This window comes from Flavobacterium sp. CAU 1735 (assembly GCF_039888695.1).
In the GTDB taxonomy this organism is placed as follows: domain Bacteria; phylum Bacteroidota; class Bacteroidia; order Flavobacteriales; family Flavobacteriaceae; genus Flavobacterium.
This window is the reverse complement of the sequence record NZ_JBDQQQ010000004.1, coordinates 91970-109289: the sequence shown is the minus strand read 5'-3', so window position 1 is coordinate 109289 and position 17320 is coordinate 91970. Positions and strand designations below refer to the sequence as shown.

Sequence of the window (17320 nt, the reverse complement as noted above, 5' to 3'; positions counted from 1 at the left end):
TGCCTAAAGATAAGAATTTACCGAATGATTTGCTAATTTTGAAAAAACGAATCTAAAAAGAAAATGAACCAAGAGACTATTTCGTGGGCCGATTTTGAAAAAGTAGAAATGAGAGTCGGAACCATTCTGGAAGTTAACGATTTCCCCGAAGCCCGTAAACCGGCCTATCAACTAACCATCGATTTTGGAGCCGAAATCGGAATCCGAAAATCATCGGCACAAATCACCAAACACTATACTAAAGAAGCCTTAACCGGCCGACAAATAATTGCAGTTGTGAATTTTCCTAAAAAACAAATCGGAAAGTTTATGAGCGAATGTCTGGTTTTGGGTGCTGTTGCCGGAGAAGGTGACATTATATTATTGTCTACCGATTTTAAAGTAGAAAACGGATTGCGAATTGCCTAATCAGGAATTCGCCCATTTCGAAAACGAATAGGATTTACTATCGCGATATAAGTGGGCTTTTTCCCGAAATTGTAATGGCGTTAACCCGGTGTGTTTTTTAAAAAAGCGGCCAAAATAGGAGGGATCTTCAAATTGTAAATTATAAGCAATCGTATTAATAGGCTGGTCTTGTAACAATTGCTTTTTGATTTCCAACAGCAACTGCTGATCCAAATGCTGCTTTAAGGTTTTACCGGTAGCCGATTTTAAAAGAGTACCCAGATATTTTGGCGTACACTGTAATTGGGTTGCATAAAATCCGGGTTCCCGTTCGGTAGTAAAATGTGTTTTGATCAATTCAAAAACAGGATATAACCGGTCGTTTAGCTTTTTGTTAGCGGTCGGTTTATAGTGTTTGTCCAAAGCGAGTAAAAGCGCCTGCAAATAATGTTTGATCAGATTAAAGTTGATCGTTTCACTTTGTTGCTCCATTTGGATTAGCTCCAACAGTTTCTTAAAAACGGGTTGGGATTCAGATGTGCTATCTACAAATTTAGGTTCCTGAAACGGAACAAACAATTGCAATTGTAAAGCGGCAATATCCAGAAAGTTTTTATCAAAAAGCAACGCCTTGGCGCGAAGCGAAGTGTCGTTTAGATAATGTATTTGCCCGGGTAGAAGCCTATAAATCCGGCCACTACAAACCGGTAGAGCTTCAAAGTCAATATAGTGAGTGCCGTTGCCGTTTTCAAAAAAAAGAATTTCATAAAAATCGTGACTATGCGGTGGCATTTCAAACAATATAGGATGTTGCTGGTAGTTGTAATCACATAGAATAACCGGACGTGTATCGTCCGGAAATTCAAGGTTGTGTAGCATTATTGCATCTGATGTTGCCATTGCATTAAACATTCGATTTCCCCGGTACCAATTTCCAGACTTTCTTCTACAAGGGTAAATCCCTGTTTCTGATAAAAATGGATACTTGGGGCGTTCTTTTTATAAACTTTTAATTCGATAACGGACTGTTGCTGTTTTACAAAATCGATCAGTTGTTTTCCGATTCCTTTACCTTGCTGGTCCACAGCTACAAATATAGCAGCCAAAAAGGAATCGACCATGGAAATAAATCCCCCGATGGTATTGTTTTCGATAAAAATATAGGTGTCGGAGTTGGGTAAATAGGCGGTGGCCATTTCCGTTTTATGCGCTTCCCAGTATTCGGCAGGAATAAAATCGTGCGCTTTTACTGAGGCGGTATACCATAAGGCAACGGTTTCTTCGATTTCGGAAGGGTGTATTTTTCGTATCATTTTGTTTTTAAATTATTTGCTGACAAAAATAGTACGGTCTGAAAAATACCTTATCGGACAAATGGAAGATAGTATCGGACTTTTGGACAATAACCTATAGTTATTGAAACACGATTTAGACGATGGTTGTCCAGATCACAGCCAAGGACACTACGGAGATAAACAGCCACAACAGTATTCCCTGTAATAAGGGGCGTATTCCGGCTTTTTTAAGCGATTCGCGGGTTAATCCGGCTCCGATAAGAAATAAAGTGACCACCAAACCTTTTTTGGCTATCAGTACAATGGTGTCGTTTAAAACCCGGAAATCGGGAAAGTAACTGTTCCAAAGCATGGCTAATACAAAAAGAAAAATAAAATAAGGAATTGAAATCCGACTTTCCTTATTTTTAAAAACAAAGGAAGTGACCAGCGATAATGGGATAATCCAAAGTGCCCGTTGTAATTTTACAGTGGTGGCAACCTGAAGGGCCGTATCACCAAACCGTTGCGCCGCACCTACAACCGAACTGGTGTCGTGTATGGCAATGGCACACCACATTCCAAATTGGGATTCACTCAGTCCAAATAAATGTCCTAAAAACGGAAACAGGAACAGCGCAATTGAATTCAGAATAAAAACGGTTGCCAGTGAAACTGATATTTCGGATTCGCGGGCTTTTATAATTGGTGTTAGTGCGGCAATCGCGCTTCCGCCACAAATTGCCGTTCCGGCCGAAATCAGGAAACCGGTTTTTCGCGGAATCCGTAAAAATTTACCAAGGATAACGCCAAGGATAAGCGTCGCCGTAATGGATCCGATTGTAAAAAGAAAACCTTCTTTACCGGTTTGTAATGCATCGGTCAGATTCATCCCAAATCCCAATCCGACTATGGAAAACTGCAATAGGATTTTGGTGAGTTTATGACTGATTTTTTCAAACGGATTGCCAATAAACTGGGTTAAGATAAAACCGAATAAAAGTGCTAATGGCGCACTGATAAAAGGAAAAAGACATAACGTAATACCAAACAGGTACAGTCCTTTTTTGTAGTTAGCAGTAAGCGAAGTAAAGGTCATAGTGTTTTGTTTTGTTTGTCCGACAAAGTTCCGTCAATAAACAAGGTGACACCAATGATAAATAGTTATAAGCTATAACTTTTGGTTATACTGTTTTGTGCAAATCGTAAAAACATTTCCGGTATTTTTTCCAATTGTCCTTGTAAATGCGTAAAGTAAAAGACACGCTTAATGTCAATGTCATCAATATCGATAACTTTAAATTGTCCGTCTACGATTTCTTTACTAACCGCCGAAATCGAAAGCAAAGCCATACAATTGGAATTTGCCAGAAACGATTTAATACTTTCCGTACTGCCGAGTTGCATGATAAGGTTTAATCGGTTTAGCTGAATATCGTGTTTTCGGAGTTCGTGTGCGATGATTTCTAAACTTCCGGAGCCATTTTCCCGCAACACCAATGGAATACCATGAAATTCGTCTTTACTGATCCTATCTTTGTTTGCTAATTCCTGCGAAGTATGTACAACGGCTACAATTTCGTCTTTTAGGAAAGGGACATATTTTAAATCCTTATTTTTTGATTTTCCTTCCACAATCCCCAGAATTACTTTTTTCTGTAATACGGCTTCTTCTATTTTTTCGGTATTGGCATCAAGTAACGAAATTCGGATATCCGGGAAATGTTTGTAAAAATTTGCCAGTATCGGAGGAAGGATATAATGACTCAATGTTGTACTCGCGCCCAATAACAATTCGCCGGCCTGTTTTTCTTTGAGTAATCCCAAATCGTATTGGATTTTCCTATAAATCTCAAAAATCGACTCCGCATGTCGGTATAGGATTTCTCCGGCTTCCGTAAGGGTTATTTTGCTTCCCCGGCGTTCGAACAAACGGATGTTCAGTTCGGTTTCCAGTTCTTTAATATTTTTGGTAACTGCCGGTTGGGTAATGCATAAGACGTCTGCAGCCTTGGTAAAGCTTAAGTGACTGGCAACAGTATAAAATACTTTTAGGCGTATATCAGACATATCCGGAATAATTGCATTAGTTCAAAGATACGATTTAATAATCGTTTAACCGTTTATACTCCGTAAGGCTCTTTTAATAATAGAAGCGGTTTCTTTACTTTGACTTTCTTTTTCCCACTTTTTACACAGATTGACCACAAAATCCGGTCGGGTTTTGGAAGCATCATTTAGCCAGTTAGCCACACTGTCGCGGACATATTTGGAAGTATCCGAATGTAATGGTTCCAGAATTACGATTGCCGGTTCGGGTGTTTCTTTTAAGGCTTCGATATGTTTGCACCAAACGCCTCTTGGTCGAATGGATTCGCAGGCAAACCTACGGATATATTCGTTTTCGGATGCGGTCCACGGCGTGAGTAAACGAATGGCCTGTTCCAGATTTTCGGTAATGTCGGCGCGGAGTGCAATCCAGCTGATTTCCCGTACGCCGAAATGGCTATCCGCGGCAAATGGACGCATCCGTTCCAGTTTTTCTTCCAGTGAATGGTCACTTTTTCCAATAAAATAAGTCGCCCAACAACGTACGGTATCCGACGGATGTGTGGCGAGTTTTTCAAACAGCGTCGTATCGTTGTAAAGATAACTTTGGGTTAAAAGACTCACACCAATCGTTTCGTTGACAACCGTAACGGTTTGTTTCTTCAAATTGGCAATATCGGTCAGAATATCGTTGAGGTAGTCTTTGCGGTTCCATTGCGTGAGTACCGTTTCCAACAGTTGTTTCGGATTGATGGCCAGCCATTCGTTTAGGTTGGCCGATTCGATACTGCCATTGTTGAGTTGTTCCAGTATTTCCGGAGGGATTTGAGCGATGGTTCGGGCACCTTTTCGTACGGTCATAATTGGGCTGTTAGTGTTGCGATTTCAATACGGTTTCGATAGTCGGGATCAAGGTAAATGTAGCGGATCTGAGCGTTGCGATCGATAACAAATATAGCAGGAATTGGTAAAATACCACTGCTGTCGGCATTGAAATCCTCCAGTTGGATACCTAATTTTTGGTAATCGGGACGTACAAAATCCTGTAGACGAAAGGTAATGCCCAACTGTTGTGCAAGTTTGTTTTCGGAATCGGTTAACAGGGGAAAGGATAACCGATGGGTTTGTTGTTGGTTGTCGTTATAAACGGGGCTTTGCGGACTAACGGCAATCAGTCGGGATTTTTTTGCATGAAAAAGAGGTAATGCCTTTTCCAATGCTTGTAATTCGAGATTGCAATACGGACACCAGGAACCTCTGAAAAAGGCAATGATCAGGGTTTCTTCCGTATGAATATCTTGTAAATGAATTGTTTGTCCCGATGGATCGGTAAGTTCAAATTCCGGAAATGCAGCACCGATTTTAATAGTATCCTTTTCGGAATAGGTCGTTTGTAAATCGGTTATGGAGCGTTGGAAGTTTTTAAGGGTTTCCAGCGGAACCTGTGTGACGAGTTGTTCGTTCAGGGCTTTGATCTGTTCTTGTAGTGTTGGCATCGTATTTTCTGTTATTTTTGTAAAGATCATCGCTTTAAATGAAGCACACAATACCGCATTTTTTTACCCCATAGGGCGAAAAAGGACACTTTTACTGAATTTCAGTATCGTCCGTAAAATAAAAAATCTGGAAAAAACATGAAAACCAAAATACGCATTACCGAAAATAAGATTTGTCCGTTGGAAGAAGCCGTGAATACCATTAGCGGAAAATGGAAAATTCCGATTTTATGGCAGATGAATGAAGGTATTCGCCGACCGAGTGAATTGCTGAGAGGGATTGCCGTAGTCGACCGTCGGGTTTTAAACCAACAACTACGGGAAATGGAATCCGACGGATTGATACAAAAAGAAGTATTTCCGGAAGTACCACCACGAGTGGAGTATACGCTCACACCTTTAGGCGAAGATCTGGTTCAGGTATTATGGTCGTTAAATAGTTGGGGCGAAACCCTGATTGCGCACCGGGAATCACAATATACCATTTGATTTTACGTTAGAATCTTGTAAAAATAAAACTACATGACAGCTCCCCAATGGCTCCTGCTTTTACTATTTTTATCCGGAATACCAACTGTAGTCGCACAGGTTGACAGTACGTATATCGGAAAATTCCCTCAGGAATATTCGGTTCGGACCTATTTATCCCGAAAGTTTGTGACGCTAAACAGCGAATACCCGGATGCCGATAACAAAGAATATACAGCCAATAGTCCGTTTGCCATTGGAGCAGGTTTTACCTGGGGCAATTCCGGATTGAGTTATAGTTACGGGTTTGGTTTCCTGGCGGATAAATCGAAAGGAGAAACCCGGTATTTTGATTTGGAATACCATTATTACGGACGGAAAATTGTTCTCGACTTCTTCGGATTGGATTATAAAGGATTGTATTATCAGGATACGGAAAATGACGTGCTGAATATGTATCCCGATGCACAACTGACCAATATTGGCGTTTTTGGCCAGTATGTGTTTAACGGAGAACGCTTTTCCTATCGCGCGGCTTTCGATCAGGTTCAGGTGCAGTTAAAATCGGCGGGTAGTTTTTTACTCGGCGGAGGAGCGTATTACAACCGGGTTCGCGCCGATAATGTATTTGGTTTCCGAAAAGAATTGTATCAGATCGGACCAAGCCTTGGGTATGCGTATACATGGGTGATCAATCCACAGTTTTTTGTAACAGGGTCTTTAACACCGGGCGTTACCATGGGGTTTAAAAACTTCGAAGATAAGATTGACTGGAATCCCAGTTTGTTTTTCCGTTTTGCGTCTGGCTATAATATCAATGACTGGTCGGTTAATCTTTCTTTCCTGATGAACCGATTGTATGTTTCTTATGAGCAAAGCAACCAGGTCGGTGTAAGCACTGCTACGTTACAGCTCATGCTGGTGAAGCGTTTTGACAGTTCTTCCCGGTTGCTTAAAAAATTGCCTCGACTTTAGTGGATATAAAACTATAACCAGCTGCCAAATTTGCGGATAAAGCGTTCTTTAGCGAATTGTACCAGAAAACAATACCCAATTAATATTCCGATTAACCAAGGGAAATAGGCTAACGGTAATGGTTGCAGGTTTACCGAATGCGCAAACGGCGTAAACGGAAGTAGCAACCCGATTAGCATTACCAATGAGGTTAACGCAACTACCGGAGCGGTGGCCCAACTTTGTAGGAACGGAATTTTTCGGGTACGAATCATATGAACAATCAATACCTGTGAGAGCAAGCCTTCTACAAACCATCCGGTCTGAAACAGATGTTGGTGTTCGGGTGCATTCGCTTTAAAAACATAAAACAAAACGGCAAAAGTAATATAGTCAAATACGGAACTTACCGGTCCGATATATAACATAAACCGACTAATACTGTTGGCATCCCATTTTTGCGGTTTTTCCAGAAAGTCGTCGTCCATTCGATCCCATGGGATGGAAATTTGCGAAATGTCGTATAACAAATTCTGAATCAGTAATTGTATCGGTAGCATCGGTAAAAATGGCAAAAATATACTGGCGCCAAGCATACTAAACATATTGCCAAAATTGCTACTGGTGGTCATTTTGATATATTTGATGATATTCCCGAAAGTCCGGCGGCCATAAATCACTCCTTTTCGCAACACCATCAGATCTTTTTCCAATAAAATTATATCGGCACTTTCTTTGGCGATATCAACAGCAGTATCCACCGAAATACCCACATCGGCGTTGCGCAATGCCGGTGCATCGTTAATTCCATCGCCCATAAAGCCAACGGTATGACCTTGTTCCTGAAATAAGGTAACGATTCGGGATTTCTGTACCGGATTTAATTTAGCGAAGATACTGGTGGTTTCCAAACGTTCGATCAATTGATCATCTGTGAGTTGTGCCATTTCATTTCCCAATAAGACCTGATGAAACGGAATCCCTACGTCCCGGCATATTTTTTTGGTAACGATGTCATTGTCACCGGTTAATACCTTAATCGAAACACCGAGTTTCTGTAAACTTTCGATGGCTGGTTTGGCCGATGGTTTGGCCGGATCGAGAAAGCCGATAAACCCGGTGAGTACCATATTGCTTTCGTCGGCGATACTATAATTCGCACTTCGACTGTCGTATTCTTTAATCGCAACCAATAAAACGCGTAAACCGTCTTCGTTGAGTTTTTTAGAGGTTTGCATAACCGTAGCCCGGATGCTATCGTCCAACGGTACTATGGCATCGTTTTCAATATGAATCTGCGCATTTTCACCGGGATAAAAGGCATGGGAACAAAGTCCCAACAGTTCTTCCACGGCACCTTTGCAAATGAGTAGCTGTTTGCCGTTTTTTTGTTCCAGAATAACACTCATACGTCGGCGTTGAAAATCGAACGGGATTTCGTCTACTTTACGGTAGTTTTCCTCCACTTTTAAATAATCGTGCAGTTCAACGTGTTCGAGTACGGCTACATCCAACAGGTTTTTAAGTCCGGTTTGGTGAAAGCTGTTAAAATAGGCCCATTTTAAAACTTCGTCATCTTCGTTTCCCAAAACGTTGAGGTGGCGTTCCAAAATGATTTTATCCATGGTGAGCGTACCGGTTTTATCGGTACACAAAATATCCATCGCGCCGATGTTTTGGATTGCGTTAAGCCGTTTGACGATTACTTTCCGTTTGCTCATGTTTTTGGCGCCTTTTGCGAGATTGGCGGTTACGATCATCGGAAGCATTTCCGGGGTTAATCCAACCGCAATCGCGATAGCAAAAAGCAACGCATCCAGCCAGTTGTTTTTGGTTATACCATTGATCACAAAAACCAGCGGAACCATAACCAGCATATAGCGAATCAATAGCCAGCTTACTTTATTAACGCCTTTGTCGAAACTGGTTTCCGGACGTTTGCCGCTAAGGGCTTTGCCGATTTTGCCTAAATAGGTGTCTTTTCCGGTTGCGATAACAATAGCGGTTGCCGTACCACTAATAACATTGGTTCCCATAAAACAGCTATTATCAAATTCCAAAGGCGATTTGGAATCTTCGGCCATTATCGGGGTTTCATTTTTTTCCAGCGGAAGCGATTCTCCGGTTAAAATCGCCTGACTCACAAATAGGTCTTTCGATTGCAGAATGCGAATATCGGCCGGAATCATATCACCCGCGCTTAGATACACCACATCACCCGGTACGATATCTTTAAAATTAACTTCCTGTTTTCCGAAAGTACCACGCAATACCGTAGCCGTTGTTTCGACCATATTTTTAAGTTCTTCGGCCGCCTTATTGCTACTGAATTCCTGCCAGAAACGAAGTAAGGAGCTTAAGATAACCATAACGCTCACCACGACTATGGTTTTATAATCCTCTTGTCCCGGTTCGACCAGAATAATGTCCATCACAACCGAAATCATCAATAACACCAATAGTACAATGATAAACGGATTGATAAACGCACTTAATAATTGGTTGTACCACGGATCGGGTTTTTCATGTAGAATCTCGTTTGATCCGTAAACTTTTCTTTTTTCGTCGGCCTGTGCTTCGGACAATCCTTCCGGCCGACTTTCCAATAAGGCGTAAATAGTAGTGGTGTCGGCTTTTGCCACTTCGCAAAGCCGATTGGTTTCAAAAACCGGAAAACCCTTTGGGGTAATTTTTATTTTTGAGCTAAACATTCGGATACTTTTTTAAGGTTGGTTTTGTTACAAGCGGATTTCGTTCGAACACGATTTCCTGCCTATGGTTTCAGCCAAAAAAGAATCCAGGTCAAGTCCTAGAAAAGTATCGTAATTTTTAACCGGTAACTCTCTTTTAACCGGTCTGAAAAAGCTAATGATTGAAAAAAAGAATTTCATGACATCCATGTTTTTGTCGCTATAAGACAAACAACATCGGCTTGTCTTTATAGAGAAATGTTAGTACTTAATTCGGGATAATCGTCCATGATTATAATTATTATTAGGGCAAAAGTAAGACAAGAATTCGAACAGGGCTGTTAGAGACACTTTAGAATATTATTAGAAAAATATTAGAGTGGCTATTTATACTGTAAAAATGCAATTAAGGAATATTGTTGTTATTCAGTAATATAAACCTTAATTTTTTATTTTTAGTTAAAATTAGGATTTAAAAAGTTAGCAAAACGGTGTTTTTTTAGTAATTTAGGTAGCACGATCCCCCAAAACCCAAATTCCTATGACCGCAACTATTTTTAGCAATGCTATTCCTGGCAGCATCCGGTATTTTAAAACCGGAAATGATTCCGATAACCTATAATTCCAAAGTAGTATGAAAACGGCTTTGTTATGTTATCAGGACGGAGCTTTTACCAGTATTAGAAACGATGAGGTACTCGTTTTTTCCGAAGCACAACTGGTAATGGGCTTTGGCGCACCCGAATTGGTTAGCGCCCCGGAATCCTACGATTTTTTAAAACAACAGTTTCCTGCTGCCAATATCGTTTTGTGTTCGTCTTCCGGAGAGATTTACGACAAGGAAGTGTGCGACGGGACGATTACCATTAGCGCCAGTGCATTTGCATCTACAACGATGACAACGGCTATGGTGGCTATCGATGATTTTATATCGGCCTATGAAGCCGGAAAGGCACTCATCCAACGTATGCCGGTTGCCGGCTTGCGACTGGTGTTGGTGTTGTCCGATGGCGGAAAAGTAAACGGCAGCGAGCTGGTAAAAGGGATGAATGCGGTGAAACCCGATCATGTATTGATCACCGGTGGATTAGCAGGCGATGCCGATCGGTTTGAAAAAACTTATGTCGGATTAAATGGTTATCCCGAACCGGGAAAAATTGTAGCTATTGGTTTTTATGGCGAAAAACTCGTGTTATCGCACGGTTCGTTAGGAGGATGGGAGGCTTTTGGACTGGAGCGTATTGTAACCCGGTCTGAGCAAAACATCGTATATGAGATTGATCATAAAAATGCCCTGGATTTGTATATCAATTATCTCGGGGAATATGCCGCCGAATTACCGGGATCAGCTTTACTCTTTCCATTGTCGCTTACGTTGGAAGGTGGCAACGAAACCGTGGTGCGGACCATACTTTCTATTGATAATGTAGCTAAAACAATGACGTTCGCCGGGGATTTGCCCGAAGGCGCTAAGGTGAAATTTATGAAGGCAAATTTTGATAAATTGATCGATGCTGCCAGTGATGCCGCCGGTTCCTGTCTTACGATAACTCAGGCCAGTCCTAAGCTAGCATTATTGATCAGTTGTGTGGGACGGAAAATAATATTAGGAAATAGAATAGACGAAGAGGTCGAGGCCGTAGCCGAGATGTTTGGCGCACAAACATTATTAACCGGATTTTATTCCTACGGGGAAATATCGCCTTTACAGCCTTTCTCAAATTGTGAATTTCATAACCAGACGATGACAATCACAGGACTTAATGAAATGGAATGACTATGACGTATCATAAACTATTACAACGACAAATCAATAAGTATTTGCCTAAAGCACTTCGGCATAATAACGATTTGAACGATTTTCTGGCGGTTATTGATGCGACGTACCGGAGTTATGAAAAAGAGAAGAATATCATGCATCACGCTTTTCAGGAAAGTGAACGGGAATATAACGAAGTACACGACAGCCTGAAAAAAGAATACGAGCTTAAAAAACGATCGATCGATAATTTGTATGATAGTTTGCAACAAATTAACGAAGAACCGATTGCGATTAGTGATCAGGAAAAAAACGACCTGTTGTTTATTTCCGGTTATCTGAGCGAACAAATCAACAAAAGAAAAGCATCCGAAGAAAGTCTGAACCATACCATTCAGTTGCTTAAAACACTCCTGGCGAATCTTCAGTCCGGGATTATGGTGGAGGATAAAAATCGAAACATACTATTTGCAAATCAGTTGTTTTGCGACTTTTTTGCATTGGGAAAAACGCCCGATGACCTGATTGGAGCGGATTGTAAAGCCATTATGGCCGAACGTTGCCATTTGTTTAAAGATCCCGTACTGTTTAAAAAACGTTTCGAAACTGTTTTTAAAAACAAAATGATGGTTACCAACGAAATTATGGAAACCACCGACGGACATTTTTTTGAGCGGGATCATATTCCGATTCTGGTTAACGGTGCTTTAATGGGACATTTGTGGAAATATACCGATGTGACCGAACGGGAAAACGCCCTTTCTCTGATCGAAGAGAGTGAAGCACGCAATCGTTTGATCATGAACGCGTCGCTGAATGCGATTATCAATATCGACAGTAAAGGGAAAATCACCTTTTGGAACCGACAGGCGGAAAAAATGTTTGGCTGGTCGCAGATTGAGGTTCGGGGTAAAAATCTGGCCGAAACCATTATACCGGAACGCTATGTAGCCAAACACAGCGAAGGATTAAAACGCTATCTGGAAACCGGAGAAGGACCGGTGTTAAATAAACGCATCGAACTGAGTGGATTAAACCGCGCCGGAAATGAATTTCCTATTGAGATTTCGATATTGCCAATCGAACACAACGGGGAAAAGTTTTTCTGTGCTTTTATTCAGGATATATCCGAACGGAAAAAAGCCGAAAACAGTCTGAAAGCACAGGAAGAAAAATACCGGAATATCATAGCCAACATGAATATGGGGCTTATCGAAGTGGATCGCGATGAAAATATCCTGTATGCGAACCAGGGTTTTTTGTCGATTTCGGGATACGAACTGGATGAAATCCTCGGGAAATATGCCCCGGATTTATTTATGTTTGAAGAGCATCTGGAACTGGTTAAAACCAAACGGAAATTGCGGGAAAACGGGATTTCGAATTTGTTTCAGTTACCGGTTAAAAATAAAAAAGGCGAAAAACGCTGGTGGGCGATTAGCGGCGGACCAAATTATGACGATAACGGGCAATGGATCGGTTCCATTGGAATCCACCTCGATATTACGGAACAGAAACGCTTGGAGATTGCACTGAAAGATCAGAAAATAAAAGCACAGCAGGCTTCCAAATCCAAGGAAGCATTTCTGGCGCAAATGAGTCACGAAATCCGGACGCCTTTAAATGCGATTGTCGGATTTCTAAGAGAACTGGGAAAACAACAGCTCACATCAACGCAGCGGGATTATATCAACAACAGCGAGATTGCGTCCAAGCATCTTTTGGCGATTATCAATAATGTACTGGATATTTCGAAGATTGAAGCCGGTGAAATGACGTTGGAAAATACCGATTTCGTTTTGGAAAATACGATCGGAAACGTGATTACCGTTTTAAGTCCGAAAGCACGGGAAAAAGGACTAACCGTTAATAAAAACGTAGCTCCGGAGGTGAGTAAGGTTTTAAAAGGGGATGAGTTGCGACTCGAACAGATATTGTTTAACCTGTTGGGGAATGCTATTAAATTTACCGCTAGCGGAGCCATTAACATCAACTGTGTTCTGGTCAAAGAAGAAACCGGATGGCAAAAAATTAGAATATCGGTACAAGACACCGGAATCGGGATGGATGCCGGTTATATGAAAAATATCTTTAAAAAGTTTTCGCAGGAAGATAAAGCTGTGACGACCAAAAAATATGGTGGTACCGGATTGGGAATGTTTATCACCAAAGAATTGGTGGAACTGATGAAAGGTCGGATCGAAATTGAAAGTGAAAAAGGAAACGGAACAACGTTTCACGTATACCTGAAACTGGAAGAAGGAAATCCGGAAAAAATACAGACTGCCGGACGAAAAATGGAACCCGGAAGTCTAAAGGATATTTCGGTTTTATTGGTGGAAGACAACATACTAAATCGTATGGTGGCTCAGAATTCACTCAAATATTACAACTGTAAGGTAGAAGAAGCCGAAAATGGTTTAAAGGCACTGGAAATTTTAAAACAGCGAAAATTCGATATTATCCTGATGGATATTCAGATGCCGGAAATGAATGGAATCGAAGCGACACTGGCAATCCGTAATGAATTAAAACTGAATACGCCAATTATTGCGTTAACGGCTAATGCTTTTAAAACCGAAATAGACCGTTGTTATGCCGCGGGAATGAATGATTATGTTACCAAGCCGTTTGACGAAGAGTTATTGATCGGGTTGATTGCTAAATATACCGTACACGATCGAACGCCGGTAAAAGAAGCGCCGGAACGCCGGTTATACGATCTGGACATGCTACGGGAATTGTCCGGTAACAGTAGCGATTTTATCCGGGAAGTTGTAAACGTTTTTAGAGCGCAGGTTGCCGAACTGATCGAATGTGGGGAAAAAGCGATGGAAAAGCAGGAATTTGCCGAATTGGGTAAACTGGTTCACAAGATCCGACCTAGTGTGGAAAGTTTAAAAATAACCTCAATAGCAGACGAATTGAAATTACTGGAACAAATGGCAAAAGAAACGAACGACTACGAATCGCTTAGTGCATTATATGTTTTTGTAAAACAGGAACTGCAAACGGTGGTCGCACAATTGCAACAATACGAACTCGATTAAACCATATTGTTTTTAAAGGTTTCGTTGAGGTAATCGCAGAAACCCTTAAAAACGTTGCATCAAAAAAAGCTAGTTATGGATCGTTTTAAAATTCCAGTTGCAGGTTCCACTGATGGGTGTGGTTATAATAAAAAACAGCATTCGAATGCTCCTCGAGTTTCCCGTCATGAAGCACAAACACCTGATCGGCATTTTTGATCGTTTCCGGATTCCGGGTAATAATAATAACGGTTTTGTCTTTTATTAGCTCCTGTTTGGCTTTTTGAAGGTATAGCATATCCATTGCTCCGGAAGTAGCAACGGTTTCGTCCAAAAGCAGAATAGGCGCATTTTTCAGCATAGCCCGTGCGATCTGGATACGCAGTTTTTCCGGATCGGAAAGATGGCATTCCGGATGTCGTAATTGCGTATGCATACCATTGGGTAATTCCCAGGCGAAATCAATAACACGCGCGTTTTCGAGTACTTCGAATACCTGTTCGGGACTGGCTTTCGGATTGGCCGACCAGATGGCGTTGTACAGCGTATCGTCCGGTAGCGGAGTGGTAGCCGAAATAAGCGTAACATAGTTCGCTAACTGTTGTTGTGGCATACGGGAAATAGGAACACCTCCAATTTTAATACGTCCTTTTTTGGGATCCCACATTCGGGAAATTAAACCGGTAAGAGTGGTTTTACCCGAACCGGTAGCACCTACCAAGGCCACAGTATTTTGATCTTTTACGTAAAAAGACACACGGTTTACAATGTTATGATCTTTGATATAACCAAAGGAGACGTTCTCAAATCGGATATCAAATCGCGTAATAGTGGTAGTGGCTGTTTTAAATAGTTTCATGATTGCGTGTTAGGGTAAATTCCTATACGGATTGGTGTTCTGCACGGCGTTCTGTAGCCGATTGCTCTTCGCTTGTTCCGAATTTCCAATAGGAATAGGCATATAATTCTTCTTTTGTCCAGTTTAGTTCTTTGCGGAGGTAATTGCGTATGGCTTTAACAGCCGAAAATTCGGCAGCGACATACCCAAAACGACGCGTAGTGGCTTCGGGCAACGCTATTTCCCGAATACGGTCTTCGAGGATGGTATTTTGCAAATTTTCACCGTAAAAATGCCAGTTCAGAACCACTTTCGAACGGGTTTGAATCGGTTGGATTTCCTGTGGACTTTCAACCAGAATATGGGCTACGCCTTGGGTATTTTCCGGAAGGTCTTCCAGGATCGCACTGATTACCGGAATTGCGGTGGCGTCACCGGCCAGTAAATACCAGTCGGCTTCCGGATAGAGTTCCGTTTTTAAACCGTACATGGCTATTCCCAGCGGATCGCCTTCTTTGGCATGCATCGCCCAGGCCGATGCCGGTCCGTTATCACCATGCGCTACAAAATCGATATACATCTCGTTTTTTTCCAAATCGATGCCCCGATGTGTATAGGTGCGCACAGCCGGACTAACTTCAGGCGGTAACGGTAGCCATTTACCGTTTTCGAAGGTTGGAAAATGAATTTCCGTTACACCAGCCGGCGGGATAAAAATTTTATTGTTTTCTCCAACAGTCGCGGCAGCAAATCTTGGGACATCCACGCCGGTTAATGTAATTCTCAGATAATGGGGTGTTATATAGGTTTTGTGCTTTACTTTTAACGTAGCATTAATAATGTGTTGCGCTTTATTTTCTTTCTTTGCCATACGTCTCGCGGTTATTTAATTTATTATTTAGATTGTTTCTAAATAAATTATATCTTTGACAAAGTTCTGTTTTATCTGTTTTTAAGGTGTACTCAAAACGGATTATCAATTACTCAAAACGGATTATTTATGAAAATGACGATTACCAATACCGATCTGAACGATATATTGTTGGAACGGGAATTACCTCAGAATTTTAAAAGTGAAGAAGCATATAATGAGAAGCGTATTTCGATCGAACATCCGAAATTCGGTTCTTCCGATATTCTGGATTTGTGGTTTGAAGGCATTCATATAACCAAAGGACATACGCGTGTTAAAGAAGATCTTTCGTTAAAGGTAGAGAGTAATTATTCGGTCGTGGAAATGCATTTTGCACTTACCGGAAACAGTATGGCTACGACAAAACATTCCCGTGAGTTATTCCATTTTAAACCGCAGGAACACAATCTGATGTATGCCAAAGATTTCGAAGGGTTCTTTAATTTTAAAAAGCAAAATGAAACCAACGAGTTTTTTGAGGTTCATTTTACGGAAGATTATTTTAAGCGTTTTGCGAGTATCGGAAATCCGGGTATGGAGGCTTTTTTCTCAGCTATAGAAAAAGGCGCCATGACGATGGTGAGTAAGCAGAATATGAGTATTACACCACAAATGAACCGTATCATTTCGGAGATCATCAACAGTAAGCATTCCGGTTTGCTCAAAAGGTTGTTTATCGAGTCAAAGGCAATCGAATTGTTTATGTTACAGGTAGCGCAGCTGGAACAACAATCGTCCGAAAAAAAGCAGTCGATGAAAGCGCAGGATATCGAAAAAATACATTACGCGAGGACGTTACTGGAACAGAATATCAGTAATCCGTATACGTTGGTCGAATTGGCGCACGAAGTGGGCTTAAACGATTTTAAGTTGAAAAAAGGGTTTAAAGAGGTTTTTAATACGACGGTTTTCGGATATCTGCACGAGTTGCGTATGCAAAAAGCAAAACACCTTTTACTGGATCAGAAACGTACTATTGCTGAGGTGGCAGATTATTGCGGCTACGAGTACGTTCAGCACTTTATAACCGCTTTCAGGAAAAAATTTGGAATCACGCCGGGGAAATTTGTTTTAGAGTAAAGAGACAAGAAAAAAGAGAAAAGAAGTTTGTGTTATTTTGAATGTTGGATTTTAAATTTTGAATGGTTGTACCGGATACGTTTGTGTTATTTTGAATGTTAGATTTTAAATTTTAAATGTGCTGTGCCGGATAACACTTTGGGCTGTTTTAAATTGGAGAGACAAGAGAAAAGAAGTTTGTGTTATTTTGAATGTTGGATTTTAAATTTTGAATGTGCTGTACCGGATAACACTTTGGGCTGTTTTAAATTGGAGAGACTAGAGAAAAGAAGTTTGTGTTATTTTGAATGTTGGATTTTAAATTTTGAATGTGCTGTACCGGATAACACTTTGGGCTGTTTTAAATTGGAGAGACTAGAGAAAAGAAGTTTGTGTTATTTTGA

The 17320-nt window shown here is 41.0% G+C and carries 16 protein-coding genes; 6 read left to right on the top strand and 10 right to left on the bottom strand.

What is annotated here, in order from left to right:
- Positions 1 to 63 precede the first annotated feature (63 nt).
- The gene (locus AAFN64_RS10975; RefSeq protein WP_300490202.1) at positions 64 to 408 is read left to right on the top strand and encodes a tRNA-binding protein; all 345 of its coding nucleotides are present in this window, start codon (positions 64 to 66) and stop codon (positions 406 to 408) included.
- Here AAFN64_RS10975 and AAFN64_RS10970 read toward each other — a convergent pair whose 3' ends face one another.
- The 6 genes from AAFN64_RS10970 to AAFN64_RS10945 all read right to left on the bottom strand — a co-directional run bounded on the left by AAFN64_RS10970 (position 409) and on the right by AAFN64_RS10945 (position 5206).
- Positions 409 to 1287: a helix-turn-helix transcriptional regulator gene (locus AAFN64_RS10970; protein ID WP_347760463.1), complete on the bottom strand. Its 879-nt coding sequence runs from the start codon at positions 1285 to 1287 to the stop codon at positions 409 to 411.
- Entirely contained in the window at positions 1266 to 1700 is a 435-nt protein-coding gene (locus AAFN64_RS10965; protein WP_347760462.1) for an N-acetyltransferase, read from the bottom strand. Before AAFN64_RS10965 ends, AAFN64_RS10970 begins: the two co-directional genes overlap by 22 nt.
- Before the next feature lie 115 nt (positions 1701 to 1815).
- Complete coding sequence (locus AAFN64_RS10960; RefSeq protein WP_347760461.1) at positions 1816 to 2760, bottom strand: putative sulfate exporter family transporter; 945 nt, start codon at positions 2758 to 2760, stop codon at positions 1816 to 1818.
- A gap of 65 nt (positions 2761 to 2825) precedes the next feature.
- The gene (locus tag AAFN64_RS10955; RefSeq protein WP_347760460.1) at positions 2826 to 3731 is read right to left on the bottom strand and encodes a LysR family transcriptional regulator; all 906 of its coding nucleotides are present in this window, start codon (positions 3729 to 3731) and stop codon (positions 2826 to 2828) included.
- Positions 3732 to 3776: 45 nt separating this feature from the next.
- Positions 3777 to 4571 (bottom strand): DNA alkylation repair protein, encoded by a 795-nt coding sequence (locus AAFN64_RS10950; protein WP_347760459.1) that lies wholly within the window; start codon positions 4569 to 4571, stop codon positions 3777 to 3779.
- The gene (locus tag AAFN64_RS10945) at positions 4568 to 5206 is read right to left on the bottom strand and encodes a peroxiredoxin-like family protein (RefSeq protein WP_347760458.1); all 639 of its coding nucleotides are present in this window, start codon (positions 5204 to 5206) and stop codon (positions 4568 to 4570) included. The genes AAFN64_RS10950 and AAFN64_RS10945 overlap by 4 nt, the downstream gene beginning before the upstream one ends.
- A 138-nt stretch (positions 5207 to 5344) precedes the next feature.
- On the opposite strand from AAFN64_RS10945, the gene AAFN64_RS10940 reads away from it, so the two are divergent.
- Together AAFN64_RS10940 and AAFN64_RS10935 are read left to right on the top strand one after the other, a co-directional pair.
- The gene (locus AAFN64_RS10940; protein ID WP_347760457.1) at positions 5345 to 5695 is read left to right on the top strand and encodes a helix-turn-helix domain-containing protein; all 351 of its coding nucleotides are present in this window, start codon (positions 5345 to 5347) and stop codon (positions 5693 to 5695) included.
- A gap of 33 nt (positions 5696 to 5728) precedes the next feature.
- A complete protein-coding gene (locus AAFN64_RS10935; RefSeq protein ID WP_347760456.1) occupies positions 5729 to 6649 on the top strand; it encodes a DUF4421 family protein in 921 nt (306 codons plus the stop codon).
- Positions 6650 to 6660: 11 nt separating this feature from the next.
- On the opposite strand, the gene mgtA is transcribed toward AAFN64_RS10935, so the two are convergent.
- Positions 6661 to 9339 carry a magnesium-translocating P-type ATPase gene (mgtA, locus tag AAFN64_RS10930; RefSeq protein ID WP_347760455.1) on the bottom strand — a complete coding sequence of 893 codons (2679 nt, stop codon included), beginning with the start codon at positions 9337 to 9339 and terminating at the stop codon, positions 6661 to 6663.
- A 27-nt stretch (positions 9340 to 9366) separates the two neighbouring features.
- Positions 9367 to 9519, bottom strand: a complete 153-nt coding sequence (locus AAFN64_RS10925; protein WP_347760454.1) for a hypothetical protein — start codon at positions 9517 to 9519, stop codon at positions 9367 to 9369.
- 433 nt (positions 9520 to 9952) lie between these two features.
- On the opposite strand from AAFN64_RS10925, the gene AAFN64_RS10920 reads away from it, so the two are divergent.
- Together AAFN64_RS10920 and AAFN64_RS10915 are read left to right on the top strand one after the other, a co-directional pair.
- Positions 9953 to 11095 (top strand): FIST N-terminal domain-containing protein, encoded by a 1143-nt coding sequence (locus tag AAFN64_RS10920; RefSeq protein ID WP_300490237.1) that lies wholly within the window; start codon positions 9953 to 9955, stop codon positions 11093 to 11095.
- Positions 11096 to 11097: 2 nt separating this feature from the next.
- Entirely contained in the window at positions 11098 to 14127 is a 3030-nt protein-coding gene (locus AAFN64_RS10915; protein ID WP_347760453.1) for a PAS domain S-box protein, read from the top strand.
- 85 nt (positions 14128 to 14212) lie between these two features.
- Here AAFN64_RS10915 and AAFN64_RS10910 read toward each other — a convergent pair whose 3' ends face one another.
- Together AAFN64_RS10910 and AAFN64_RS10905 are read right to left on the bottom strand one after the other, a co-directional pair.
- Entirely contained in the window at positions 14213 to 14965 is a 753-nt protein-coding gene (locus AAFN64_RS10910) for an ATP-binding cassette domain-containing protein (RefSeq protein WP_347760452.1), read from the bottom strand.
- A gap of 22 nt (positions 14966 to 14987) precedes the next feature.
- The gene (locus AAFN64_RS10905) at positions 14988 to 15815 is read right to left on the bottom strand and encodes a siderophore-interacting protein (protein WP_300490246.1); all 828 of its coding nucleotides are present in this window, start codon (positions 15813 to 15815) and stop codon (positions 14988 to 14990) included.
- 129 nt (positions 15816 to 15944) lie between these two features.
- Between AAFN64_RS10905 and AAFN64_RS10900 the strand changes: the two genes are divergently transcribed.
- Positions 15945 to 16937 (top strand): AraC family transcriptional regulator, encoded by a 993-nt coding sequence (locus AAFN64_RS10900; RefSeq protein WP_347760451.1) that lies wholly within the window; start codon positions 15945 to 15947, stop codon positions 16935 to 16937.
- Positions 16938 to 17320 lie beyond the last annotated feature (383 nt).